Source organism: Leifsonia xyli subsp. cynodontis DSM 46306 (assembly GCF_000470775.1).
GTDB lineage: Bacteria > Actinomycetota > Actinomycetes > Actinomycetales > Microbacteriaceae > Leifsonia > Leifsonia cynodontis.
The window spans coordinates 549311-574595 of the sequence record NC_022438.1 but is presented as its reverse complement, the minus strand read 5'-3'; the positions used below and the strand labels follow the sequence as shown (position 1 = coordinate 574595).

The following is a 25285-nucleotide window of genomic DNA, read 5'->3' as shown; positions in this document are numbered from 1 at the left end:
GTGTTTCCTTTCGGGGGGTGGTTCGTATTTCAGGCGGGCAAGAGGACGTTCAGCCGCAGCGGCCGGCGTCGACCTTCGTGGCGAAGGCGGTCGCGGTGGGCGTGCCGACGATCCGGTCGAGGGTGACGGATTTCGCGGGCAGCAGCGCGAAGTCCGCGCCGACGGTCGCCGTGGCTCCGGGAGCGAGGTCGACGACGGCGACGGCGACATTGCGGCCGTCGATCGTCGCCCACTTGAGCGTGACCGGCTTGCCGTCGACCGTCACCCGCTCGGGTCGCAGGCTGTCTGTGGAGGCGAACTGGAGCATGGTGCGGATGCTGCCGACCGATGTGGTGGACTGTCCGGCTCCGGTCACATACCAGGGCGCGTTCGCGATCTCCGCGGGTGCGGTCGAGCGCAGGGTGGTCGTCACCGAGACGCCGCTCTTGCCGCCGTTCGTGCAGGAGGCGGCGAGCGAGCCGTCGAGGTAGTAGTCCATCTTTCCGGCGGTGCCGTCGATGAGGAACACGCCGACAGGCGCCCCGTCGTCGCTCAGCCGCGCCGTCGGTCCGGCGAGGTTCGTGCCCGCGATCGCGCTCTGCAGTGCCGGGTCGGCGAACCAGATCGAGATCCGGCCCTCCTCCGCCGCGGCATCGAGCGCTTTCGCCATGCCGAGCGCCGAGGCGCCACCGTGCAGAAGCTTGTCGAAGACCGCACGGGTCACCGCACCGAAGAAACGGTCGTGCTCCGCGCGATCGGTCACCTGCAGATAGATGTCGTTGAGCAGAACCTTCGTCGCGTTCTCGGAGGTCAGCTCACGGCCCTCGGCCGTGACCGGGCCCGTCACCGCGAGCAGCCGGCTGAGGGTGACCGTGTCCACCGACACGACACCGTCGAGCTTCTCGCCGCGCGCATCGGCCCACAGCTCGGAGGCGAAAGCGGCCGTCCGGGAGAAGTCCGGGGTGGCATTGACGTTCTGGATGTACGACGAGAGCGTGGGGCCGAAGAGGGTCGCCTCTTCGCGGGTCACCGCCGGGGCGGCGGCTGTCGCAGGGTTGAGGTCGTCGGGGACGAGCTGGTCACCGAGCGCGATGGCTCCGTCGGTCGCCGTCACGGGCGAGATGGCACCGGCGATGCCGCCGGTCGTGCGCAGCTCCGCATTGTTGTTCATGAGGAGCCCATAGCGTTTCTCGCCATCAGCGCCGAGCGCGGCCGGGATCACCTTCGCTGCGGTCGACAGCGCCGACACGGTGTGCGAGAGGTCGTCCACCATCGAACCCGCTTTGCGGACGCCGTCCGCCAGCGGAGTCACGACGGCTCCCCCGTCAGCGCCGGCGAGCGTCTTGCGACTCTCCTCGAGCACGCTGGACGCCCGGCCCAGCTCCTGGGCGCTCTCCGCGACCTGCGCGAGGTCGACGCGGCCGTCGGTCAGCGAGATCGCGGCTCCCATCCGGGCGAACGCGGGGACAAGCGGGGCGCAGACCGTCACCGACCGCGGTGGAGAGGCCGTCGACTGTGAGCCAGTAGGCGCGCAGGTTGTCGCCCGCGAACGGGATGGCCTCCGCGACCCGCCAGATCGGGTCGCCGTGAGGGCGCTCGCCGAATCCAGCCGGGCGGCGAGCGCGTCCAGCCGGGCGGACTCGTACTCGGCTGCCTGAGCGGGATCGGCCGACACAGCCGCGACCACGGCGGACGCCTCGGTCTGGGCCTGACTCAGCTCCGTATAGGAGAGGAACATCCGAATGCCGACCCAGGCCGCGCAGCCGACGACGCCGGCGAGAAGAACGCCCATCCAGACCAGGACCAGGCGGCGGCTCCGACGGACGTTCGCGCTTCTGCGACCCCGTCTGCTCTTGTTCTTGCGGTTCATCGGCTCGCCACCTCCGCGATGAGGGCGGCGTAGTTCTCGAGTCCGCAGTTCCTGGACAGCTCGTCCAGCCGCGCCCGCGCGTCCTGGCGGCGCTCCGGCGCGACCAGCGCGATCCGGGCGGCCGCCGCACCCACACGGGTCACGGCCGACACACGACGCGCCTCGACGCGCTCGATCAGCTGGACGACGGCGTCCGCACCGCCAGAGGCGTGTCCGGCGAGGGCGCACACGAGCAGGGTGCTCTCACGGCCGTCGTCGAACCCGGTCAGGGTCTGGATCGCGGCCGCGGGCCGGCCGGCGGCGAGCTGGATGAGGACCAGGGCCGCAGCGAACAGCCCACGATCGTGGTTGCTCGCCGGGGTGTCGCCCGCGAACTGCTCGATCACGCGCAGGCGGTCGACGGTCAGCTCGGGAAGATCGTCGGCGAGCGCGGCGCGACCGGAGACCGCGGCGAAGAGCGCCCAGAAGGGGCCGAGGCGATCGAAGCGCACCCGGCCCAGGGCCTGACTCGCGCCGGCCGCGTCGCCGCTCTCCGCGCTGATCAAAGCGGACGCGATGAACGCCGGGATGCTCCACGCCGTCACCTCGCTCCCGGACAGCTCGGACGGGAGGATGCGCTCGATGACCGTCTCCGCCGCGGGAAGGCGCCCGCGCAGAGCGTGGCAAAGCGCCAGCAGGCCGTTGGCAGCCAGCTCGACGTGCCGGCGGTCCGCACGCTCGGCCAGGCCGAGCGCCGCCTCCAGCCGCTGAGCCGCCTCCGCGTAGTTTCCCGTGTGGAACGGGGGAAGGGCGCTCTGCAGCCAGAGCTCGGCCGTCTCGTCCTCGGGAAGGTCGGCCTGGCCGAGGAGACGTGTTGAGGTAGGTGGCCTCGGCGACCGCCTTGGTGAACGATCCGTCCGCGATCTCCATCCGCAGCTTGCCCGCCTGGAGCCAGGCGCGCTCAGCGGCGGGCATGGTGCCAGCGGGCTTCTTGAGCCGGCGGGGCGGGACAGCGATGCCCGCTTCGGCGCCGAGCATCCGCTCGACGACGACGAGCCAGGCGTCCTGGGCGAAGACGGAGGCCGGGATGCGGGAGACGATCTCCGCCGCGCGCTCCGGCGAGCGCAGCAGTTCGGCGCACCGGCGACGGACCAGGCCGCTGAGCTCCGCCCAGTCGCCGCGGTCGGCGTAGAACGTGGCGAGCTCCAGGTCGGCGCCGACTCGACGGTACTCGGAGAGGGCGAGGGCGAGCCAGGCGTCGTCGCTGACGGTGGAGGCCGGATCGGCGTCCACACCGCAGACGCGGAGTGCGGGCTCCCCGAGGGTGAGCGTCTCGGCGGCGAGACCGCGCTCCGCCAGGACGGAGAGGATCTCCTCGGCCGCCGGTTCGAGAGACGCGAGCCGCGAACGCAGCGGCGCCGTCAGAACGGGCACATCGGCGATGCGGGAGGCGATCGCGGTCCAAGCTGCGCCGAAGCGCTCGGCGAGGTCGTCGGCGGTGACGCGGGCGAGCGTCGTCCACGCGGCGTGCAGAGCGCCGTCGGAGAGCGTGACGTGGCGGGGAAGCGTGGCGAGCAGGCGAGCGACCAGGACGGGACGGCCCTGTGTCCGGGCCGCGAGCGCGGCGAGCTGCCGGCGGCTGAGGCGCACGGCGGCGAGACCGGCGGCGCGGGCGACCTCGGCGAGGTCAAAGCGGAGTTCGTCCGAACCGATGACGACAGGGGTGATGCCGCGGGCGAGCAGCCGGACACGCGCGCTGTCGTCCGCCGCGATCAGGAGCGCCGGAACGCCGGCCGCAGCGGCGATCGCCTCGAGTTCGGGGGCGGCGAGACCGTCGGCCGTGGCGACGATCGCGTCCCGCTTGCCGTCGGAGGCCAGGACAGCCGAGCGCCTTACCGGAGCCGGAGGGCCCTTCCAGAAGGAGGACGGCTCCGGGGCGGGCGGCGGCCAGCGCATCGTCCAGAACGCGCCGGGAGATGAGTTCCAGGGGCGCGGCGGATCGGCTGGCCGGGCCGAGGTTCGCGATGTCGGGCATTGATTCGATCAGGGGTTTCGTCATGGATTCGGGTCTCACCTCCGCTCGGACCGATTGTTCCCGCGGGTCGGGGCCTCGTACCGAGCGCTTCAGGGAAGCACGTGCCGCCAAGCGGGCTTAGCGAGGTACGCAAAGGGTATTGCGTATAGGAAATTCCTATCTTGCGTATTCAATCATAATCTGAGATTCTAGATTGCGCAACCCGAAATCTCTTATCCTGATCCGAAAATATCCTTATGCTCGAATCATTCGTCTCCCGTCCCACTCCCGCCCTGGTAGGCAGGGAGTCTGTGCTCAGATTGGCGCGCGATCTGCTCTCCGTGGGCGCCGATATCGACATCGGCGGAAGCGGCCGCACCAGCGTGCTCGACGCGCTCGCGCTCGCGGCCGCCGACAGCCAGGCGAGCGTCGTGCGGATCAACGGCATCCGTTCGCTGCGCGGCAATCCGCTGGCCGCGGTCCACGCCGCGGGCATCGGCTCTCAGCTCACTGGCGACCGCCGCTCCGCGTCGCCGCTGCAGAACGCGATCGACGCGCTCAGCGCATCGGTCGGGGGCGGACGCAGTGTGATTCTCATCGACGACGCCGACCTGCTCGACGAGGCTTCGCTCGGAGCGATCGAAGCCGTCCAGCGCTCGATGCGGGTGCCGACGGCGAGGACGCGCTCGCGGCTCAGCGCGGACAGCGCGCACGCGGCCGGATACGTGATCGACCTCCCCTCGCTCCGGTACGACGATCTGGAGATCGTGCTGACCGAACGGCTCGGCGGAATGATCGACGCAGGGACCATGAGCCGCGTCTACGCGAAGTCCGGCGGCAATGTCGGACTCGCCCTCACGATGATCGACCTCGCCGCGCGCGAAGGACGCCTGCTGCTGACGAACGAGGTCTGGATGGCCCGGCGCAGCCTGTGGAGCCCATCCCTGCGCAGCGCGGTCGAGACCTATCTCTCCGGCCTCGGCGACGAGCACCGCGAAGCGCTCGAGATGATCGCGATGGTCGGCGTGAGCGACCTGGAGACGGCCCTCAAGCTGAGCGACAACAGCGTCCTGGAGCAGCTAGGTGTGTTTCTCAGGGACGTTGGTCAATCTGCTGATGGGTGGCTGGCTGCCGATGGCGGTGTGGGGCCTGTGGTGATTGTAGGAGTGCAGCCAGGCCGGGAGTGCGTTGCGGCGGGCTGATTCGGAGTTGTAGTGCCGGGCGTATGCCCAGCCGTCGGCGAGGGTGCGGTGGAAGCGTTCGATCTTGCCGTTCGTCTGCGGATGGTAGGGCCGGGTGCGTTTCGGTTGGATGCTGAGCTCGGCGCAAGCGTCGCGCCAGGCGTATGAGCGGTATGCGGAGCCGTTGTCGGAGAGCACCTGTTCGACGGTGACGCCACGGCTGGCGAACCAGCCGACCGCTCGACGCAGAACAGCGATTGCAGTGGCGGCGGTTTCGTCGTCGTGGATCTCGGCGTAAGCGACACGGGAGTGATCGTCGATGACGGTATGAACGAACGCTGTGCCGGTGATCATGTCGCCGGTGATCCCGTGTTTCCCGGTCCGCTTCGCGGTGATGGCCTTGTTCCGCTCTCCCTGGAGACGTCCGACGTAGCGCCAGCCGCCACCGTCGGGGATGTTGCCGAGTTTCTTGATGTCGACGTGGATCATCGATCCGGGATGCTCGTGCTCGTAGCGGCGGGCGGGTTCGCCGGTGCGGACGTCGACGTGGCTGGGCCGATTGATCCGGCACCGGGAGAGGACCGTGTGAACGGTCGAGGCGGGCATGCCGAGCTGGGCGCCGATACCGACTGGTCCCAGCCGCTTCTTCCACCGCAGATGCACGACCTTGCGGACCAGTCTTCGCGGGGTCTTGTTCGGGCTGTGATGCGGCCGTGACGAACGGTCCAGCATTCCCGCCTCGCCCATCTCCACGTAACGACGAGCCCATCGGTCCGCGGTGCGTCAGGACACTCGGAAGTAGGTCGCCGCCGCAGCAACGGACCAGCCGTCGTCGACGACTTGGCGGGCCAGGCGGAGGCATTCGCGAGGAGTCAAAGCAGCATTAGCGTGGGTCACGAGGACCTCCTAAGTCATCGAGTGCAGGGAAACTAGACAGCCCCACTCTCGACCGGGAGGTCCTCACCCATCTATCGCGTCACACCTCAACCAACGTCCCTGAGCAGCACACCGCGGACGCGGGCGTCCTCCGGATCGTCCCGAGCGGCAGCCACCAGCTGGTCACGGTCGGCCCGCCGCTGCTGTCCGAGTTCTACCGGCACGAGTCCTCCGCCGTGCGGCGGCAGCGCCTGGCGAGCCGGATCCGGGTCGTGCTCGGCTCGCTGGACTCGCTGGAGGCCATCCTCGCCGACACCCCGGTCGTCCCGCACGGCCTGGGCGACGGGGACGCTCTGTTCGTGCGTCTCGTCCATGAGCGCGCACGAACGCGCCGCGTCGTCACCGAAGCGGAGTGGCGCAACGCGCCGGAAGCCGGCTCCGCCCACCGCGCTATACCTGCAGGCGCTCCTGGCCGACGCCGACTCGGACAGCCTCGTCGCCCGGACCTTCGCCCAGACCGAGAACAGCGCCGGCGAGCCGGTCGACCTCGCCCGGCTGGCCGTGCTGCGCGCTCAGTGGCAGCTCGCCTCCGGGAGCGACCTCGAGAAGGTGCTCCGCGAGCTGCGCGAGCGGACCACCGGGCTCGGCCCCGCGACCCGGCTGGCCGACGCCGAGGCCGTGCTCCTCGAAGCGGCCGTGCGCGGCATCCCGGACGACGCGGACGATCGGCTTGAGACCGGCGGCGACCTCCCGCACCCGATCCGCACACGGCTGCTCGAAATCGCGCTCACCATCGCCGCCCTCCGCGGCCGGTTCGCTGAGGCGCACGCGCTCTTCGACCAGCTCTCCGAACTGGGGACCGCCGACATCTCGACCGACATCGTCGCCGCGCACGGCTACACCCTGCTCGGCGAGGGCCGGCACGCCGAGGCGCTGGCCTGGGCGGAGCGAGGTGTGGACGAAGCGCACGCCAATCTGGATGTCTCCGGGCTCCGCGCCCACAGCTTCGTCGCAGCGCTGTGCCTGACGGTCTCCGGGCAGTACAGCGAGGCGGAGAATGTGATCTCCGTCGCGCTCGCTCTCGGAGAGCCCCCGCTCACGGATCTGACCGACCACATCGGCATCCAGGCGCTGGCCTCCGTGGTCGCAGTCCGCCGGGACAACGCGGCCCTCGGCGAAAGGCTGCGCGCCGACATCGCCGCCACTCCCGCCGCCGGCACTCTGATCGGCCGCTCGGGTCTCGCCTGGAGCACCGCCCAGCTGGTCGCCTACCGGGGACAGCCGAACGAGGCAGCACAGCTGCTCCGCGCCCACTCGGATCACCTCCACGGCATCGGGATCCACTCGGGGAGCGTGTTCGCCCTGCTGTCGGCCCTCGAACTCAACCCGGACCCGGCCGGCGTGGAGCACGCATCCGCTCTCCTCCGCGGGATGCAGTCCGAGTTCTTCGACGCACACCTCGCCTTCCTGATCGCCCGCCAGGACAGAGACGCGGACGCGATCGCCGCCCTCGCGCCACGACTGACCGCGAGCGGCCGGCCCGGTCTGGCCGTCGTCGCGTTCCGCCTGGCCGCCGAGTGGCTGAACGAGGATGGCGAGCACGAGCGGGCGCGCGAGTTCGACCGGGTGCGCGAGGCGTTCATCGCCGACCTGCCGGGCCGCAGCTACGACGCGACCCGGATGTTCGCGACGGCGATCAACCTGACCGAACGCGAGCGCGAGATCTCGCGACTCGTCGCGAGCGGCCTGTCCAACCCGCAGATCGCCGCGCGACTCGTGCTCAGCGTGCGGACCGTGGAGAGCCACCTGCACCGGATCATGCGGAAGACCTCTGTCTCGAACCGCGCGGAACTGGCCTCGCTCATCCAGTCGATCGCCGCCTAAGGGTAGCCGAGGAACCAAAGCAGCAGCAGGGCCACGGGTTGCAGTGCGACACCGGCGACGAGCACGATCGCGCGAGCCCGGCTGGTGAGTCCCGGCGTGCCCGCGAGGGGTGCGAGCGGCATCAGCAGCCGGAACAGGCTCTGCTGCGGCAGGAAAACGGCGAAGAGGTAGAGGCCGTAGCTCGCCGCGTAGGCGACGACCTCGACACCGAGTTCCCGGATGCCGGGGCGGCGCAACAGCCAGATGTACCCGGCGACGACGGAGACGGCGAGCACCGCCCCGGCAAGGCCCGCGTACGTCCAGGTGAGCAGGAACCACGGGGTCATCGGCACGAACGTCACCCGGCCGACGAATCCCGTCCACCAGGAGAGCTCGGTCTCCACATAGGCGCCCGGCATGCCGGTGACTGCGGACGCGACGACGGGCCAGGCGAGTCCGGCGAGGGCCGAGACGATGCCAGCGGCGATCATCGCAGCGCGCTGGCGGCCTGGGAACTCCTCGCCGCCTCGCCGAGCCTGCGCCAGCCGGACCAGGAAGACGATGCCGAGTGCGAGCGGCAGCGCGAGCTCCCCGGGCTTCGCGAAGGCGGCCGCGACGGCGAGCGGGATGACGGCCAGGTAGCGGCGTTCCATCATCATCCAGAGACCGGAGAACATCAGCAGCAGGAAGAGGCTCTCAGCGTACGCGATCTGCAGCACGAACGAGAGCGGCCCGAAGCAGAAGAAGACCGCGGCCCAGAAGCCGCTCAGCGCTCCGACGCGGGAGGCGACGAGACGGTACAGCACCAGCGTCGCGAGCGCGCTGAACACGACCGCGGCGAGGACGCCGAGAAGATCGAAGCCGAGCCCTGTGACCGCCATCAGACCGCGCACGATCAGGGGATAGAGCGGCAGGAACGCCCACGGATTCTGCTCGACGTCCCCGGACGAATCGACCGGCAGGGTGTGCGGGTAGCCGCCGTCCGCGATCCGCCGATAGAAGGACGCGTCCCAGGTGGCCGAGAAGCGGAAGAAGCCGTGCTGCCCGATCGGGCTGGCCGCGGGCCAGTGCCCGGCGGTCTCCGCCACATACAGCGCCAGCATGAAAGCCGTCGTGAGGAGACGGGACACCGCGAAAACCCCGAGCAGCAACGGCCACCAGCGCCACTCGCGGCCGAACAGCGGGATGCGCGGGTGCGCTGGCTGCCGCCCGCTGCCTGCCGGTCGGACAAGACTGATGACGCCCGCGATCATAGCCTCCGATGCTACTCGGTGCGGGCACCCGGGTGCGCCCCGCCGGGAGGCAGATCGGTGCAGAGATCAGGATGCTGAGGGGCTGTGCGGCCACCCGAGCGCAGCCGGAAGTCCGCTCACCACCGGAAGCGGGATGACGATCGCCGGTCGAAGCGGCTGGGCCCGCGCCTCTGACCCGGTGGCACAGGGGTTCCACGCTAGCAGCAGTTGCCTGTGATGCGGGGAGGAGCCGTGGCGTCAACACGACCCGAACGATCGAAGATGATCACTAGACAGACTTATCGCTCATCAGCAATCATTGTCGCGGCAATCCGCGACGATATGCAGTGAGCACAGTGACGGACACCCCCACCCGGCGCGCACATGGAGGCCGAGCTGCGCTCGCAGCCCGAGACCTGGGAGCGTGCGGCGGGACTGCGCGCCGAGCAGGCGCTCCTCCCGGCGAGCGGGGAGCGGGTGGCCGTGGTCGGCTGCGGCACGTCCTGGTTCATGGCGCAGTCGTACGCGGCGCTGCGCGAGACGGCCGGGCACGGCGTGACCGACCCGTTCACGGCTTCCGAGGCGTTCGTGGACCGCGACTACGATGCCGTCGTCGCGCTCACCCGCTCGGGGACGACGACGGAGGTTCTGGAACTGCTCGAACGGCTGCGGGCCTCCGGGAGCGGAGCCCGCACCGTCGGTGTCGTCGGCGACCCCGAGACACCGCTGGTGACGCTCGTGGATGACGTGATCGCGCTGCCGTTCGCCGACGAGCGCTCGGTGGTGCAGACGCGCTTCGCCACGACGGCCCTCGCGCTCATCCGCGCCTCCCTCGGTCACGATCTGGGACCGGCCATCGACGATGCCAGCGCCGCGATCGGGGAAGAGCTCGACGAGACCCTCGTCACCGCGGACCAATACTCGTTCCTCGGCGCCGGGTGGAGCGTGGGGCTCGCCCACGAGGCCGCGCTCAAGATGCGCGAAGCATCCCAGTCGTGGACCGAGTCGTACCCGGCCAAGGAGTACCGGCACGGCCCGATCGCGATCGCCGCGCCCGGGCGGGTGACCTGGATGTTCGGGGACACCCCGGCTGGCCTCGCCGACGACATCGCGGCCACGGGGGCGCATTTCGAGCACCGCGGCATCGACGGGATGGCCGACCTCGTCCGCGCGCAACGGGTCGCCCTGGAACGGGCCCGGCGCTCCGGGCTGGACCCCGACCGGCCACGCAACCTGACGCGATCTGTCATCCTGTCCTCGTGAATCAGCCAGCTTTCCCCTCCCCCACTCCCCTCGGCGACGGAGAGGCCGTCCTCGCGTTCGATGTCGGCGGCACCGATATGAAGGCGGCGCTGATCGACCCGGCGGGCCGGATCGCGGAAATCGTACGGCGTCCCACACCGCTCGAGGGGGAACGCACCGGTGAGGCCGTCGTCGCGGCCGTGGCGGATCTCGCAGCGGGGTTCGCGGGCGCGCATCCCGGCGTCCGCCCGGCCGCCGCGGGTCTGCTGGTGCCCGGCCAGGTGGACGACGACACCGGAGTCGGGGTCTTCGCGGAGAACCTCGGCTGGCGGGACTTCCCGTTCCGCGACCGCGCCTCTGCGGCGCTCGGCATGCCCGTCTCGTTCAGCCACGGTGTGCGCGGCGCGGGCGAGGCAGAGCACCGGCTCGGGGCCGCAGCGCCGTTCCGCGACACGGTGGTGATGGCGATCGGCACGGGCATCGCCGGGGCGATCTTCCTGGACGGCCGCCTGCACGCCGGCGGAGGGCTGGCCGGCGAGATGGGACACTCCCGCGTCGCCGAGGGGCAGGACTGCGCGTGCGGCGGACACGGCTGTCTCGAAGCGGTGGCCTCGGCCGCGGCCATCGCGCGCCGGTACAGTGCGCTGACCGGTCGCTCCGTTCCGGGAGCGCGCGAGGTGCTCGAGCGCGCTCAAGCCGGGGACCCGGCCGCCACCAGGGTCTGGGAGAGCGCCCTCGACGCGCTCGCTCTCGACCTCTCGCACACGGTGGCGCTGCTCGCCCCGGAGGCGATCGTCATCGGGGGCGGGCTCTCACAGGCGGGGGATGCGCTGTTCGTGCCGCTCGCGGAGAAGCTCGACACCATCCTGACCTTCCAGCGGCGGCCCGCACTGCTGCCGGCCCTCATCGGCGAGAACGCCGGGGTCATCGGCGCTGCGCTGCGGGCCAGAGACCTGCTCGCCGCGACGGCGCGGGAGCCGGCCCTGTGATCCTGACCGTCACGCCGAACCCCGCGATCGACCTGACCTACCGCGTCCCCGCGCTGGAAGCCGGCGAGACGCACCGGGTCGCTCCCCCGGCTGCTCGAGCCGAGGGCAAGGGCCTGAACGTCGCACGGGTGATCGCCCAGACCGGCGGGGCGGTGTTCGCGCTCACGACGGCGGGCGGCGCGTCCGGGCTCCGCCTGGCCGGCGATCTCGAAACGAGCAGCGTCCCCTCCGAGCTGGTGCCGGTCGCCGCTGCCACCCGCACCACCGTCGCGATCGTCGACGACAGCGCCGGGACCGCCACAATCCTCACCGAGACCGGCGGGGCGCTGTCCGCCGCCGAATGGAACGCGCTCCGGGAGGGAGCGAACCGGCTCGCGGGGCACGCGACCGCCCTCGTCGGCTCGGGCAGCCTCCCACCGGACGCGCCCGACGACATCTACGCCGAGCTGGTCGCGATCGCGCTGGCCCACCGGATTCCGAGCGTCATCGACGCGGCCGGGCGCTCGCTCCTCGCGGCCTCGGAGGCCGGGGCGAGCGTGCTCAAACCCAATCGGCGCGAGCTGGCCCGGCGCCGCCGGGACGGACGACCCGGTCGCCGGCGCCCGCCTCCTTCTCGACGCCGGCGCCGGGCTGGTGCTCGTGTCGCTCGGCGCCGAGGGAATGCTCGCCGTGCGCCCCGGAGCCGAACCCGTCGGTGTGCGCCTGCCCGAACCGCTCAGGGGAAACGCGACGGGCGCCGGTGACGCCGCCGTCGCGGCCGTCGCCACAGCGCTCGCGGGCGAGCTCGACCCCGCCTACGCGGAGTTCGAGGCCCGCCTCGTCCCCGCCTGACCGACCGGAGTCCCCATGCCCCTCGTCCCGACGCTCGACCTGCTGCGCAGAGCCGTCGCCCACCGCACCGGACTGGCCGCGTTCAACGTCATCCATCTGGAGACCGCCGAGGCGCTGCTCGCCGCCGCGGAGGAGACGGGGCTGCCGGTCGTGCTGCAAATCTCGCAGAATTGTATGAAGTACCACGGTGCGCTGGAGCCGATCGCGGCGGCGACCCTCGCGGCCGCGGCGGGGTCGTCGGCGTCCGCGGCCGTTCACCTGGACCACGCGGAGGATGAGGAGCTGACGCGGCGCGCGATCGACCTCGGCTTCGGCTCGGTGATGTTCGACGGAGCGGCGCTGGGGTACGAGCGGAACGTGGCGGCGACCGTGCGGGTCGTCGAGCACGCCCACGCGAACGAGGTGTCGGTCGAGGCCGAACTCGGCGAGATCGGCGGCAAGGACGGGGTACACGCTCCCGGTGTGCGCACGGAACCGCACGAGGCGCAGCGCTTCGTCGCCGAGACCGGCGTCGACTCACTCGCCGTCGCGGTCGGCAGCTCGCACGCCATGACGGAGCGGACCGCCCGGCTCGACCTCGGGCTGGTGGCCACTCTCCGGCAGGCTGTTCCGGTGCCGCTCGTGCTGCACGGGTCGAGCGGCGCCGCGGACGAGACGATCGAGGCGGCGATCCGGGCGGGCATCACCAAGGTCAACGTCTCCACCCAGCTGAACCGCTCGTTCACCGCAGGGGTCCGCAGGCACCTCGCCGCGAATCCCGACACGGTCGACTCGCGGACGTACCTGCGCGAAGGACGCACGGCGATGACGGCGGAGGCGGCCCGGCTGATGCGGCTGTTCGATGTGGCAGCGAGCGCCGAGGGCGAGGGGGAACGGACGAAGGAGACGACGCCATGAACCGGGCGGAACGGCTCACCGCCGTGCTCGACCTGCTGGCCGGCTCCGGTCAGATCGAGGTGGAGGACATCGTGACGAAGCTCGATGTCTCGGCGGCGACCGCGCGACGCGACCTCGACGCGCTCGCCTCGCAGCGGCTACTGACGCGCACGCGGGGCGGAGCGGTCGGGCAATCGGTGGCCTACGACCTCCCGATCCGCTACAAGCGCGAACAGCGCGCGCCGGAGAAACTGCGGATCGCGCAGGCGGCCAGCGCGCTCGTCCCGCGCGGCGCGGTGGTGGGCTTGTGCGGCGGGACGACGAGCACCGCCGTCGCAACCGTGCTGGGATCGCGACCGGACCTCATGGAGCCGTCGCCCCATCCCACGCTGACGATCGTGACGAACGCCATCAACATCGCGGCGCAGCTCGTGATGCGGCCGCAGATCAAGACCGTCGTCACCGGCGGTGTCGTGCATGCCCGCTCGTACGAACTGGTCGGGCCGTACAGCGATGTCGTGCTGGAGAAGATCACCCTGGACATCGCGTTCATCGGCGTGAACGGGATCGACCCGCTCGTCGGCGCGACCGTCCACGACGAGGGCGAAGCGAGCGTGAACTCGCTGATGGCACGGCGGGCGACGCGCGCGGTGATCGTGGCCGACTCCAGAAAGATCGGCCGGACGGCGTTCGCGACCCTCGGCGGACCCGCGGTTCTGACGACGCTGATCACAGACGACGGCATCACCGACGAGCAGCGAGCCGCCTTCGCGGAGCACGGCGTCGGTGTCATCGTCGCTTGAGCGCGCCCCTGCCCTGCCCTCCTCCCCCCTCCCCCCGAGCGACGGCCACAGGGAACGGAGGAATTCGCGCCGACATCCTCCCGAATCTCCTCCCTTTCCGAGGAGACAGACCGGTGGGATCGGGACAGCCCGGCGTGGACGGAAGGAAAGGCACTCAGCGCCCGCGTCGCGTAGGTTGTGGGGATGTCCACTCACCTCATCCACTCAGCCCGCCTCGTCAGCGAGGGCCGAATCACGCACACCGGCTGGGTCCGCTTCGCGGGCGACAGGATCGCCGAGACCGGGGCCGGTGACACCTGGCGTGCCGCGGTCGCGGGCGACCCGGAGGCGATCGTCACCGACGCCGACGGCAGCTGGCTGACGCCCGGCTTCGTCGACATCCACAGCCACGGCGGCGGGGGCACGAGCTTCGACGACGGCCCCGACGCGATCCGTGCGGCGCTGGACCTCCACGGCCGGCACGGGACGACCCGTGCGGTGATCTCGCTGGTGACCGCTTCGGTGCCGCAGCTGGCGGAGCGCCTCCGCGGTGTGAGGGAGCTCGCGGCGAACGACCCGCGCGTCCTAGGCTCGCACCTGGAAGGCCCGTTCCTCGACGTGGGGCACAAGGGGGCGCACGACCCCGGGCTCCTCCGCCCGGCCACCGGCGACGACATCGCGCTGCTGCTCGACGCCGCCGGCGGCACCCTGCGGCAGATCACGATCGCGCCGGAGCTCCCCGGCGGGATGGCGGCCGTGCGCGCCTTCGCGGAGGCCGGCGCCGCTGTCGCAGTCGGGCACACCGCCGCCGACTACGGGCAGACGCTGGCGGCGTTCGAGGCGGGCGCCCGCATCCTGACCCACGCCTTCAACGCGATGGATGGCCTCCACCACCGCGCGCCCGGCCCGGTGGCGGCGGCGACGCGCACCCCGGGCGTGACGCTCGAGGTGATCAACGACGGCACGCACGTACACCCCGAGGTCGTGCGGATGCTGTTCGCATCGGCCCCCGGCCGCATCGCCCTGATCACAGACGCGATGGCCGCCGCCGGGTCAGCGGACGGGGACTATCTGCTGGGCTCGCTTGCGGTCGAGGTGCGCGGCGGCGTCGCCCGGCTGGCCGAGGGCGGCTCGATCGCGGGTTCGACGCTGACGCTGGACGACGCTCTGCGCCGGGCCGTGACGGAGGTGGGGATTGGTGTCGAGCACGCCGTGCTCGCCCTCACCGAGACGCCCGCCACGGCCATCGGCCGCGGGGACGAGTTCGGCCGACTCGCCGCCGGGTTCGCGGCGGACGCGGTGTTGCTGGACGACGACTTCCGGGTGGTGCAGGTGTGGGCGGCCGGTTCGCCGGTCGCCCGGTCCTGATGTGCCCAGCGCGGGTGCGGGGGCCGGATTCTGACGAACCCGGCCCCGGACCTCCCCGGTGTGATCGGCGCTCGGGTCGCCGGTCACACACTGTGGCGATCCGCTCCGCGAAGCGCGCCACACGATAAGAGACCATCGACCTCCCCATCCATGACGCGACTTGTTCATATTCCTTCACCTCCTGAAACAATGAATTTCGAACATCTCATTCGCTGATCGAGCAGAATCGATGGATGCCCTCTGTGACCGATCTCTCCGACGCCGATCTGGTGGACCTCACGCGCTCGGGCGACAGCACGGCCTTCGGGGAGCTCTGGCGCCGGCACGCCCGGGCGGGCCGGACGGTCGCGCACGGCTTCACGAGCATCGACGCCGACGATCTCGTCGCGGAGGCGTACGCCAAAATCTTCCACGCCCTCTCCCGCGGCCACGGACCCATCGGGTCCTTCCGGGCCTACCTCTTCACCACCGTCCGCAACGTCGCCTCCACCTGGGGCCGTCGCACAGCCCGCGAGACGCCCATCGACGACACCGCATCCCTCGCAGATCCAGCCTTCGACGAGGACTATGCACTCGCCGAGCTCGACCGCTCACTGACAGCCCAGGCCTTCCGTTCGCTCCCCTCGCGCTGGCAGGAGGTGCTCTGGTACTGCGAGGTCGAGGCCATGAAGCCGGCCGATGTCGCACCCCTGCTCGGGATGTCGGCCAGCGCTGTCGCCGCGCTCGCCTACCGAGCCCGCGAAGGACTGCGGCAGGCATGGGTGCAGGCCCACATCGCGAACAGCCCCGAAGACTCCGAGTGCCGCTGGGCCACGGACCGCCTCGGTGCCTACGCACGGAACGGCCTCGGCAAACGCGACACCGCCAAGATCGAGTCCCACCTGGCGGACTGCGCCCGCTGCGCCATCGTCGCCGAAGAGGCGAAGGACATCGGCAGCCGGCTGGCGCTGGTGCTGCTCCCCCTGGCGGTCGGCGTCGGCGGGACGGCCGCGTACACCGCGTGGGCGCAGACCGGAGCGAACGCGGTGGGCTACGCGCTCGGTTCGGCGGGGGCGGCGCTACCCGGATCGGTGACCGTGGGCGCAACGGCGGCCGGGACGGGCGCGGCCGGTGGTTCGGCCGGCACAGGCTCGGCCGCTTCGAGCGGGACGAGCTCGGCCGGCGGCGCTGCCATGTCCGGTATGACGATCGCCGGTCTCACAGCCGGCGGCGCGCTGCTCGCCGCCGCCGTGGCCGGAGCCCTCATTCTCGGCCCGGGACTCTTCGCCGAAGCGCCGGGCGCCGCGGAGACCTCGCCGCCGCCCGCCGCACAGGAGCCCAGCGCTCCGAAGCCCAGCGCACCGCGGCCCCGTGAGCCGGAGCCGGCGACACCGCCGAACGGGCCGGCCGGCCCCGCTGAGCCGACGGCCGAGCCTCCCACCCCGGCGACGACACCGCCCGCTCCCGTCTCGACGCCCGCAGCGCCCCCGCTCCCCGCCCCCGCGCAGACGCCGACGGCAGATCCCGCGGCTGCGCCGCTCGCCGCTCGCCCGGACCCGCTCTCCTTCGGCTCCGCCACCAGGATGACCACCGCGGCGTTCGAACTGGCCTTCGCCGGAACCGCCGTCCCCGGCGCCACGGTCGAACTCCGGTACGGCGACATCCTCCTCGGGACCACGACCGCCTCCCCCGACGGGTCGTGGGCCGCCGCCTTCCCGATCGACCGGCTGGCGAACGGCACCTGGGCGCTCTCTCTGGTGCAGGTCGTCTCGGGCGCGGCCTCTGCCCCGGTCCCGATCGAGGTCGTGGTCGATCGCCGGCCCCCTGCACCCACGATCGCCGTCGACACCGGCTCGGGCTATCTGCTCCCGATCGTCTCCGGGACAGCGGAGCCGGGCGCGACCGTCGAAGTCTTCGATCGCGGTTCGCTGCTCGCCACGGTCACGACGGGGGACGACGGCCGCTGGGGAACCGACCCGCTCGGCACCGGTGCGTCCTTCGCGATCAGCGCACGCTCGAGCGACTCGTCGGGCGTCGTCTCGGCGGCCAGCGAGACGATCAGCGGCCAGATCGCGGTGCCCTCCGTCGCCGCCGAGACCAGTGGCACGGTGTTCTCCGTGATCGTGGAGGGTGTTCCGGGGCGGGAGATCGCCCTCTACGCAGACGGCAAGCCGAGCGGCCACACCGGGAGGATCGGCGACGACGGCGTGTTCGCCTCCCAGTACGAGTGGCGGAGCCCGGGCGACCACCGGATCGGGTTCGCCTACACCGCGGACGGCCGCCACGGAGTGCTCGCCGAGGCGCCGATTGCCATCACACGCGACTGAGCGCCGCCGACATCCGTCCCATGACGACGACCAGGACCACGGAGACGGCCAGGACGCCGATGTAGAACACGGGGAGCAGCCCGAGCCCGCCCGTGTCGAAGATCAGCGAACCGACGAGCGCACCGCCGCCGATGCCGATGTTGAAAGAGCTCGTGTACAGCGCGGAGGCAGTGTCGCGGAAGCGCGCGCTCGAGGTGTGCAGCAGCCGGGTCTGCAGCAGCGGCGGGAGGGAGCCGAAGGCGAGCCCCCACAGGACGAACGCGCCGATCCCGAGCACGGGCAAGGACGCGAACGCCGCGAGCACCACGACCGCGACCCCGGTCACCGCGAGCCCGAGCAGGGCTCCCCGCTGCGGCCGCGAACCGAGCACGGAACCGGCGAGCAGCAGACCGCCCGCTCCAGCGATGCCGAAGAGGAACAGCAGCGCTCCGACATCCCCCGGCGGCACCCCCATCGGTCCGGTCAGGAACGGCACGACGAAGGTGTAGAACGCGTAGTGCCCGATCATCGTGACCGCGGCGATGAGGCAGATCATGAGGACCACCGAGACGCTGCGGTCGCGGGCCCGCGGCTGCGACCGGTCGCGGTCGCGTTCTTCCGCGTCCCGCTCGACCGCTGGCAGGAGCTTGGCGATGAGCAGGGCGCCCGCCAGCATGAGCAGTGCGAGCGTGCCGAACGCGAGCCGCCACCCGAGCAGGTGCCCGGCGAAGGTGCCGAGCGGGACACCGAAGACGAAGGCGAGCGTCCCGCCGCTCAGGGTGATGGCGACGGCGCGGCCGATCTGCCGGTGTGGAACGAGGTGACCGGCGTACGCGCCGACGACCGACCAGAACATCCCGTGCCCGAGACCGCCGAACACGCGCGCGACGACCACCCAGCTGTAGTCGGGCGCGAGCGCGGTGAGGGCGTTCGCGACGGCGAGGACGACGAGGACGCCGACGATCATCCCGTGCCGAGGCCAGCGCCGGGTGAGCACGGTGAGCGGCGGGCTCGACACCACGACAGTGAAGGCGAAGACGCTGACCAGGAGGCCGATCTGCGCCTCGCTGACGCCGAGCGACGCGCTCATGTCCGGCAGCAGGCCGGTGGGGATCATCTCGCTGGTGACCGAGAGGAAGACGGCGGCGGCGAGCGCGATGAGCCCGGCCCAGGGGAACGCGGGACCGGGCGGTGAGGGATGACGAAGACGGGGGTGGCGCGGTCATGAGCCTCTGTCCGGCGGATGGCGGCCGGGTGGAGCGCCACCGGACCGGCTTCGCGCCCGTGTGCGCGCCCAGGGCCGGCTGGGTCAACCGACCGCGTCGAGTCTACGCCGCCGGGATCGGGAAGCGGCTGCCGCCAGCCTCGATGAGTGGCGCCGAGAGGGTCATCGCGTCGAGAACGCGCCGCCGGTGAGTGCCGCACAGGCACCGCCTGCCGGAAGGACGAGGCCGAACTCGGGCGGGAAGGAACCGCAAGCTCCGCCGGAACACGGAGACTGCGATGGCGGGCCACCGCCGGAGCAGGTCGTGGGCACGGCCTTTCCTCCCGGGCCGCTGGATCGTGCAGGGCCGCTTCGGCTCGGCGCCGGACCCCGGAGGCCACCTGCATGCGGGCAGGGCTTCCCCGGCCGCGCTGGTCATGCGCCGCTTTCTCTGCACGGCGCCCGGACCGTCAGGATACCCTGGTCGGATGGACTCGCCCGCGCCGCCCACGCACCCCAACCACTGGGTACTCACGTTCAGTTGCGCCGACCGGCCCGGCATCGTGCATGCGGTGAGCGGGGCGATCGTCGCGGCGCGCGGGAACATCACCGAGAGCCAGCAGTTCACGAGCACCGACACCGGCCGCTTCTTCATGCGGCTGCAGGTCGAGTCCGCCGCCGACCGGGAGGAGTTCGAGCGGGCGCTCACCCCGGTCGTGACACAGTTCGGGATGTCGCACCGCGTCGACAACGTCGGGCGGCCGCTGCGCACACTCGTGCTGGTCTCCACGGCCGCACACTGCCTGAACGACCTGCTGTTCCGCCAGCGCGCGGGCCAGCTGCCGGTCGAGATCCCGCTGGTGCTGTCCAACCACGGAACGCTGCGCGACCTCGCCGGCTTCTACGGCGTCCCCTTCGAGTCCGCCCCGGTCACCGGCCGGGCCTCGAAGGCCGCTTTCGAGGAGCGGATACTGACCGCCGTCGAGGAGCACGGCATCGAGCTGGTCGTCCTCGCCCGCTACATGCAGATCCTGTCGCCGGAGCTGTGCGAGCGGCTCGCGGGCCGGGCGATCAACATCCACCACTCCTTCCTTCCCGGATTCAAGGGCGCGAACCCCTACCGCCAGGCGCACGCGCGGGGTGTGAAGCTGATCGGAGCGACGGCGCACTTCGTCACCAGCGACCTCGACGAGGGGCCGATCATCGAGCAGAACGTGGTCCGAGTGGATCACGCGAGCAGCGTGCCGGAGCTGGTCGCGATCGGCCAGGACGAGGAGAGCCGCACGCTCACCCAGGCTGTCAAGTGGTTCGCTGAGGACCGAGTGCTGCTCGACGGGGCACGGACGATCATCTTCCGCTGAGTAAACTGGTCCCGTGATCGCAACACCCCCGGAGAACACCGAACAGCACAGCGTCGGGCCGAACGACCTCCTCCGTCTCGTGCTGGAGCTGTTCGCGATCGTGTCGCTCGGCAGCTGGGGCTTCCTCGTGTGGCCGCTGCCGTGGAACATCGCGATCGGCCTCGGCGCGCCGGTCCTCGCCATCCTGCTCTGGGCGCTGTTCCGCTCCCCCCGGGCCGTGCTGCGGGTCGACCCGTTCGCGAAGGCACTCGTCGAACTGGTCGTCATGGGCGCGGTGGCGTTCGCCTGGCTCGGGCTCGGCCAGCCGATCGTGGCGGCTGCGTTCGCCCTCATCGCGACGGTCAGCGGCGTGATCAACGGCCGGTGCGAGTTCCGGTGAGGGGCGGTCAGGGCAGAGTCCTCCTGGTCTGAGCCACCACGGTCGTCACACCGCCAGAGCGGTGGCCTCTGCGGCCCCGCCCCCGCCGCGATGTCCGCCGCCGCGGTGACATAGATCGCCACCTCCGCCGTCCCCACGATGAACGTCACCACTGAGGTCGTCTCACCCGGTCGCCGGGTGAAGGCCGGGGAAGTCTCCAGCGTGAGCGGCTCGTTCGCGGTGGCCTGCGAGAGCAGAACCTGGGTGTCTGTGAGAGTCATGTCCTCTTATCTCCTTCTTTCATCCGTCTCGCCGCGCTCTGCGGCGAGGGAGAGGTGTCCCGAGGTGAACGGGATGTCGATCTCGCCACGGTCCGAGGTCCCCCGGCCTAAATGTGCTGCTCAGGGACGTTGGTTGAGGTGTGACGCGATAGATGGGTGAGGACCTCCCGGTCGAGAGTGGGGCTGTCTAGTTTCCCTGCACTCGATGACTTAGGAGGTCCTCGTGACCCACGCTAATGCTGCTTTGACTCCTCGCGAATGCCTCCGCCTGGCCCGCCAAGTCGTCGACGACGGCTGGTCCGTTGCTGCGGCGGCGACCTACTTCCGAGTGTCCTGACGCACCGCGGACCGATGGGCTCGTCGTTACGTGGAGATGGGCGAGGCGGGAATGCTGGACCGTTCGTCACGGCCGCATCACAGCCCGAACAAGACCCCGCGAAGACTGGTCCGCAAGGTCGTGCATCTGCGGTGGAAGAAGCGGCTGGGACCAGTCGGTATCGGCGCCCAGCTCGGCATGCCCGCCTCGACCGTTCACACGGTCCTCTCCCGGTGCCGGATCAATCGGCCCAGCCACGTCGACGTCCGCACCGGCGAACCCGCCCGCCGCTACGAGCACGAGCATCCCGGATCGATGATCCACGTCGACATCAAGAAACTCGGCAACATCCCCGACGGTGGCGGCTGGCGCTACGTCGGACGTCTCCAGGGAGAGCGGAACAAGGCCATCACCGCGAAGCGGACCGGGAAACACGGGATCACCGGCGACATGATCACCGGCACAGCGTTCGTTCATACCGTCATCGACGATCACTCCCGTGTCGCTTACGCCGAGATCCACGACGACGAAACCGCCGCCACTGCAATCGCTGTTCTGCGTCGAGCGGTCGGCTGGTTCGCCAGCCGTGGCGTCACCGTCGAACAGGTGCTCTCCGACAACGGCTCCGCATACCGCTCATACGCCTGGCGCGACGCTTGCGCCGAGCTCAGCATCCAACCGAAACGCACCCGGCCCTACCATCCGCAGACGAACGGCAAGATCGAACGCTTCCACCGCACCCTCGCCGACGGCTGGGCATACGCCCGGCACTACAACTCCGAATCAGCCCGCCGCAACGCACTCCCGGCCTGGCTGCACTCCTACAATCACCACAGGCCCCACACCGCCATCGGCAGCCAGCCACCCATCAGCAGATTGACCAACGTCCCTGAGAAACACACCACGGCGAGCGCCGTCGCGGCCAGGGCCGCGGCGCCCGCGGCGACATCGAAGGCTGCGATGTCCGCCGCCGCCCCCACGACGACCGTCACCACTCCGACACACATGTTCTCGCGGTGCAGCCCCGAGGTGCTGGCTGTCGCATCCGTGTCGAGTTCGGTGGCGACCCGGTCGTTCAGTGTCTGGGCGGCCTGTTGCGGGGACATCGTCGTTTCCTCTTCCTCAGCGCGAGATTTTCGCTACCATCACGCTAAGAAGGCGCCAGCCACGACAACGGTCGCGCGACCCGAATTGGGTGGAACGCTAAGTACTCTGAAAGACCACTGAGTACCCAGAGGAAAAAGAAGGGATATCCCACCTCCCCGGGCCGGATGCCCCTCTCGCCGCCGCTTCGCTACAGCTTCTGCCAGCTCGGCTTGCGATCGTAAGCGTGGCGGTAGCAATCGATGTTCACAAGCGTAGGGCAGGGGCGGTCCGCTCGACTCGCCAGAGCCGGGACGACGTGGCGTGGCGAGCGGGCTCAGCCAGCCTTGACGAAAGCGCGCGGGCGGGCATGACGTCGCGGGCACGCCCCCGACACGGTCTGGTCGTATGAGCGAGTTTCGATTCCCCGAGCAGGTCGAGGAGAGCAGACTGGTCGAGAGCCCTCGTGCTCTGTGTCTTTCTCGTGAGTAACTGTCAGAACGTTCTCACTGACCATCGCACGAGGGCTCACCGCCTTCACCACGCGGCACGGAACGACACCACCCCGCCAGACGCGGCCATCATGCGACGATGATGGCCGCGATCCGTCACGTCGCGGGGCTGCTGGGAAGGAGCCCGGATACGCTGCCGTTGTGGCAGCGACACGCGGGTCGACGCGGGTATCAGGTTTGAACTCGACACTCCTGGCGGTGCGCTGTGATGCCGAAACGTCACCCGTGGCGGCGATATCGGAAAGCCCCTCCTCTCATACCGCCAGAGCGGTGGCCGCTGAGGCCGCCACGCCCACCGCGACGTCCACCGTCGCTTCGGCTCCCAGAAATGCGGCGTAGGCCATGACCGCAGCAACCGACAAACACGTGACCTCGCTCTGAGACCGGAACCCTTCCGCCGGTGTCGTCGTTTTGAGCCGCGAACTCAGGAGGCCGTTCACGGTCTCAGCAGTCTGGCTCATCGTCATGTTTCTTTTCATGTCATCTTCTTTCTTCCTCCGTCTCGCCGCGCTCTGCGGCGAGGGAGAGATACCCCGAGGTGAACGGGATGTCGATATCGCCCCCTTCGTGGCCGTTGTCCTTCACCACACAGAACTGGAAACCGATGACACCGGCGTCGAACGGTTCCAGGAGCACACGAGCGCGATCGGCGAGGAGACGGTACATCGGCAAACGCTCGACCCCGCCCGGGTTCGCGGCCAGCTGATTCAGGAACAGGTTCGTCACATCCAGCAAGGCTTTGCTGCGCCGCCGGTCGGGGAAGAAGAGCAGCTGGGTGGCGGACCGTCGCGGATAGCGGGTGAGCGGGACCCACGGAGACGTCTCGCCGGCGGCGTCGAGCGTTCGCGCGAACAGCAGGACATCCGTCGTCATCGGCCGGGGGGCGAAGAATCGCCAATCGGGCACGAGTTCGTCGAAGAGGGGCCGAACCGTCCGCGTTTGCGGCAGAAGCCGGACGGAGCGGTTGGGATGCTGACGCAGCAGAGTGAGCAACAGCAGCGCACAGGATGCCGCAGAGAAAGACCAGCGGGCCGCGACCCCCGCGGCCGGCCTCATGCGGGCGCCTCGAGGTGTTCGAGGATGAGCGCCGCCACCGTCTCGGCGTGCTCACGCGAACTCAGGATGGTGTGGTGGTCGCATCCCCGCACCACCAGGCGGACACGCCCGTTCTCGGGGGACTCGTCGGCGGGCAGCTGCGCGGAGACGAGTTGGGACCAGATATCGATCCCGGTGGCGTCGACAAGCCCGGGGACGCCGTTCGCCGCCCAGTCCTCGAGGATCAGACGCCAGAGGGCCGCCGCCCGCCGCCACCATGACGGGGTCCGCTGCGCGTCCCAGGAGCGGCTGCCGGCCGGGCCGGGAAGTCCCGCGATCCATCCCGGCCGGGTGAAGAGCAGGCCGCCGCTGAGGAGCAGCGTCGCGGGGAGAAGGTGCATGGCCCTGAGCGTCGGGTTGGTCCGCGGATCGGTGTCCACCACGGCGGGATCGGTCGGATCGACCCGGATGAGCTCCGAGACCGATTCCGGCACGCGAGCGGCGATCGACCCGGCAATGCAGGCTCCGAGCGAATGCCCCACGAGCACCACCCGCCCCGGGAGCGCTGAGACGAAGTCGCAGAGGCCGCGCAACGCTGTTTCGATCCCCCCGGCGGAGAGGCTCTGGCCGCCGAGCGCATCGGCGAGGACGATCACGCGCCCACCGCTTGACAGCAGAGACGCCCACCGGGTGAGATCGTGGTGGAGTGATCCGAGACCGGGGAAGAGGACGAAACAGACCTCGCCGGGCCCGGAGGAGCGGCGCTCGCTGAAGCTGATGGTGGTCCCGGCGGCCGTGAGACGCCGCTCGAGCAGGCTCTGCTCGTCGCGCCAGCGACGTTCGTGCCGGCCAGCGCTCACCGCCCCGGCGGTCACCCCCGCCGCGATCGTGCCGGCCAGCAGAAGCGGCACCGACCGGTCTTGGGCGCTGCGACGTCGCGACCCGAAGACGTACGGGACCGCGATCAGCATGGCGGGGAAAGCGGTGACGAAGCGTCCGAGCCCCATCGTGGCTCCGACGGCGACATGGAAGCCCGCCGCGATCAGCGTGAACAGCCAGGTCACGGGAGCGCATCGGAGGAGCACCAGCGCGAAGGCGCACTCGAAGCCGAGCATCCCGCGGCTCAGCATCCGGGCGAGTCCAGGGTGCGCGTGCAGCATCCGCCAGATTCCGCGATCGCCGTAGGCGCGGGTCCGCATGACACCGGTGAGGGCTTTCCCGGATTCCCAGTCCGGGTTGGGGAGTTTGGCCCACCCCGATGCCTGGTAGGCGAGCGTCGACTGGAGGGCCAGATGGCTGAGGGCGATGTCGGCCGCGCGGGGCGTGCCGATGGCCCGGGCGGCTCCAACGGCGAGCGTGGTCTGCATGACCGCCTGATCCGAACCGTCCGAGCCGCGCCGGGTCCTCGGGCCCAGGAGCATCTGGGCGATCGCCGACCCGAGTTGCAGGGCGCCGCCGGCACGTCCGCTGACGCGACCCGAGAGCACGGCCGCCGAAGCCGCGCCCCGGAACAGCGTGAGAGCGAGGCTGACGCCCCGGCCGGACACCACATCGACCAGCCGGAAGAGCACCGATGGCAGGATGCGGCGCTGCTCCTCCCGCAGCGTCGCCCACGCATTGAGCCCACCGCGACGGCGATCGTCCGAGTTCGCCAGATACTCGGCGACACTCGTGAGCACAGTCACAGCGCTCAGGCACTCCGCGATGCGGAGGGTGCCCTCCCGGCTCAGGCCGCCTGCCTTCGATACGCACGCGCGCAACGATCGCA

General features: G+C 70.7%; 18 protein-coding genes and 3 pseudogenes. 13 read left to right on the top strand and 8 right to left on the bottom strand.

Translation table 11 applies throughout. From position 1 onward, the window contains the following. Positions 1-49: 49 nt before the first annotated feature. Complete coding sequence (locus O159_RS02700) at positions 50-1771, bottom strand: DUF4012 domain-containing protein (RefSeq protein WP_169725650.1); 1722 nt, start codon at positions 1769-1771, stop codon at positions 50-52. Positions 1772-1845: 74 nt separating this feature from the next. Further along, a complete protein-coding gene (locus O159_RS13095) occupies positions 1846-2433 on the bottom strand; it encodes a hypothetical protein (RefSeq protein ID WP_021754228.1) in 588 nt (195 codons plus the stop codon). 75 nt (positions 2434-2508) lie between these two features. On the opposite strand from O159_RS13095, the gene O159_RS14890 reads away from it, so the two are divergent. Together O159_RS14890 and O159_RS13090 are read left to right on the top strand one after the other, a co-directional pair. Next, on the top strand, positions 2509-2706 hold the full coding sequence (locus tag O159_RS14890; RefSeq protein ID WP_169725649.1) for a hypothetical protein: 198 nt from the start codon (positions 2509-2511) through the stop codon (positions 2704-2706). Further along, positions 2621-3808, top strand: coding sequence for a hypothetical protein (locus O159_RS13090; protein ID WP_021754227.1), 1188 nt, complete (start codon positions 2621-2623; stop codon positions 3806-3808). Before O159_RS14890 ends, O159_RS13090 begins: the two co-directional genes overlap by 86 nt. Before the next feature lie 1113 nt (positions 3809-4921). On the opposite strand, the pseudogene O159_RS13680 reads toward O159_RS13090, so the two are convergent. Together O159_RS13680 and O159_RS02680 are read right to left on the bottom strand one after the other, a co-directional pair. Then, positions 4922-5920, bottom strand: a pseudogene (locus O159_RS13680) (IS481 family transposase). 86 nt (positions 5921-6006) lie between these two features. Continuing rightward, positions 6007-6273 (bottom strand): hypothetical protein, encoded by a 267-nt coding sequence (locus O159_RS02680; protein WP_021754225.1) that lies wholly within the window; start codon positions 6271-6273, stop codon positions 6007-6009. On the opposite strand from O159_RS02680, the gene O159_RS02675 reads away from it, so the two are divergent. Next, complete coding sequence (locus O159_RS02675) at positions 6272-7783, top strand: helix-turn-helix transcriptional regulator (protein WP_021754224.1); 1512 nt, start codon at positions 6272-6274, stop codon at positions 7781-7783. The genes O159_RS02680 and O159_RS02675 overlap by 2 nt on opposite strands. On the opposite strand, the gene O159_RS02670 is transcribed toward O159_RS02675, so the two are convergent. After that, complete coding sequence (locus O159_RS02670; protein ID WP_021754223.1) at positions 7780-9015, bottom strand: mannosyltransferase family protein; 1236 nt, start codon at positions 9013-9015, stop codon at positions 7780-7782. The genes O159_RS02675 and O159_RS02670 overlap by 4 nt on opposite strands. Positions 9016-9378: 363 nt before the next feature. On the opposite strand from O159_RS02670, the gene O159_RS02665 reads away from it, so the two are divergent. The 7 genes and pseudogenes from O159_RS02665 (at position 9379) to O159_RS13085 (ending at position 17388) form a co-directional block, all read left to right on the top strand. Beyond that, complete coding sequence (locus tag O159_RS02665) at positions 9379-10257, top strand: SIS domain-containing protein (protein ID WP_021754222.1); 879 nt, start codon at positions 9379-9381, stop codon at positions 10255-10257. After that, positions 10254-11225 carry an ROK family protein gene (locus tag O159_RS02660; RefSeq protein ID WP_021754221.1) on the top strand — a complete coding sequence of 324 codons (972 nt, stop codon included), beginning with the start codon at positions 10254-10256 and terminating at the stop codon, positions 11223-11225. The genes O159_RS02665 and O159_RS02660 overlap by 4 nt, the downstream gene beginning before the upstream one ends. Next, a pseudogene (locus O159_RS02655) lies at positions 11222-12056 on the top strand (PfkB family carbohydrate kinase). Before O159_RS02660 ends, O159_RS02655 begins: the two are co-directional and overlap by 4 nt. A 15-nt stretch (positions 12057-12071) precedes the next feature. Next, entirely contained in the window at positions 12072-12953 is an 882-nt protein-coding gene (locus O159_RS02650; protein ID WP_021754220.1) for a class II fructose-bisphosphate aldolase, read from the top strand. Next, a complete protein-coding gene (locus O159_RS02645) occupies positions 12950-13735 on the top strand; it encodes a DeoR/GlpR family DNA-binding transcription regulator (RefSeq protein WP_021754219.1) in 786 nt (261 codons plus the stop codon). Before O159_RS02650 ends, O159_RS02645 begins: the two co-directional genes overlap by 4 nt. A 183-nt stretch (positions 13736-13918) precedes the next feature. Beyond that, positions 13919-15082 carry an N-acetylglucosamine-6-phosphate deacetylase gene (nagA, locus tag O159_RS02640; RefSeq protein ID WP_043993946.1) on the top strand — a complete coding sequence of 388 codons (1164 nt, stop codon included), beginning with the start codon at positions 13919-13921 and terminating at the stop codon, positions 15080-15082. A gap of 233 nt (positions 15083-15315) precedes the next feature. After that, positions 15316-17388 (top strand): sigma-70 family RNA polymerase sigma factor, encoded by a 2073-nt coding sequence (locus tag O159_RS13085; RefSeq protein WP_081689791.1) that lies wholly within the window; start codon positions 15316-15318, stop codon positions 17386-17388. On the opposite strand, the gene O159_RS02630 is transcribed toward O159_RS13085, so the two are convergent. Further along, positions 17375-18484, bottom strand: a complete 1110-nt coding sequence (locus O159_RS02630; RefSeq protein WP_021754216.1) for an MFS transporter — start codon at positions 18482-18484, stop codon at positions 17375-17377. The two genes, O159_RS13085 and O159_RS02630, sit on opposite strands and share 14 nt — an antisense overlap. A 575-nt stretch (positions 18485-19059) precedes the next feature. Between O159_RS02630 and purU the strand changes: the two genes are divergently transcribed. The 3 genes and pseudogenes from purU to O159_RS02615 form a co-directional block, all read left to right on the top strand. Continuing rightward, positions 19060-19932, top strand: a complete 873-nt coding sequence (purU, locus tag O159_RS02625) for a formyltetrahydrofolate deformylase (RefSeq protein WP_021754215.1) — start codon at positions 19060-19062, stop codon at positions 19930-19932. 13 nt (positions 19933-19945) lie between these two features. Beyond that, positions 19946-20311, top strand: a complete 366-nt coding sequence (locus O159_RS02620; protein ID WP_021754214.1) for a YrdB family protein — start codon at positions 19946-19948, stop codon at positions 20309-20311. A 483-nt stretch (positions 20312-20794) separates the two neighbouring features. Continuing rightward, positions 20795-21775 (top strand): annotated as a pseudogene (locus tag O159_RS02615) (IS481 family transposase); the annotation flags it as partial. Positions 21776-22962: 1187 nt separating this feature from the next. Here the strand turns inward: O159_RS02615 and O159_RS02605 are convergent. Together O159_RS02605 and O159_RS02600 are read right to left on the bottom strand one after the other, a co-directional pair. After that, on the bottom strand, positions 22963-23538 hold the full coding sequence (locus O159_RS02605) for a hypothetical protein (protein WP_021754211.1): 576 nt from the start codon (positions 23536-23538) through the stop codon (positions 22963-22965). Beyond that, on the bottom strand, positions 23535-25202 hold the full coding sequence (locus O159_RS02600; RefSeq protein ID WP_236609526.1) for an alpha/beta fold hydrolase: 1668 nt from the start codon (positions 25200-25202) through the stop codon (positions 23535-23537). The genes O159_RS02605 and O159_RS02600 overlap by 4 nt, the downstream gene beginning before the upstream one ends. Positions 25203-25285: the final 83 nt, after the last annotated feature.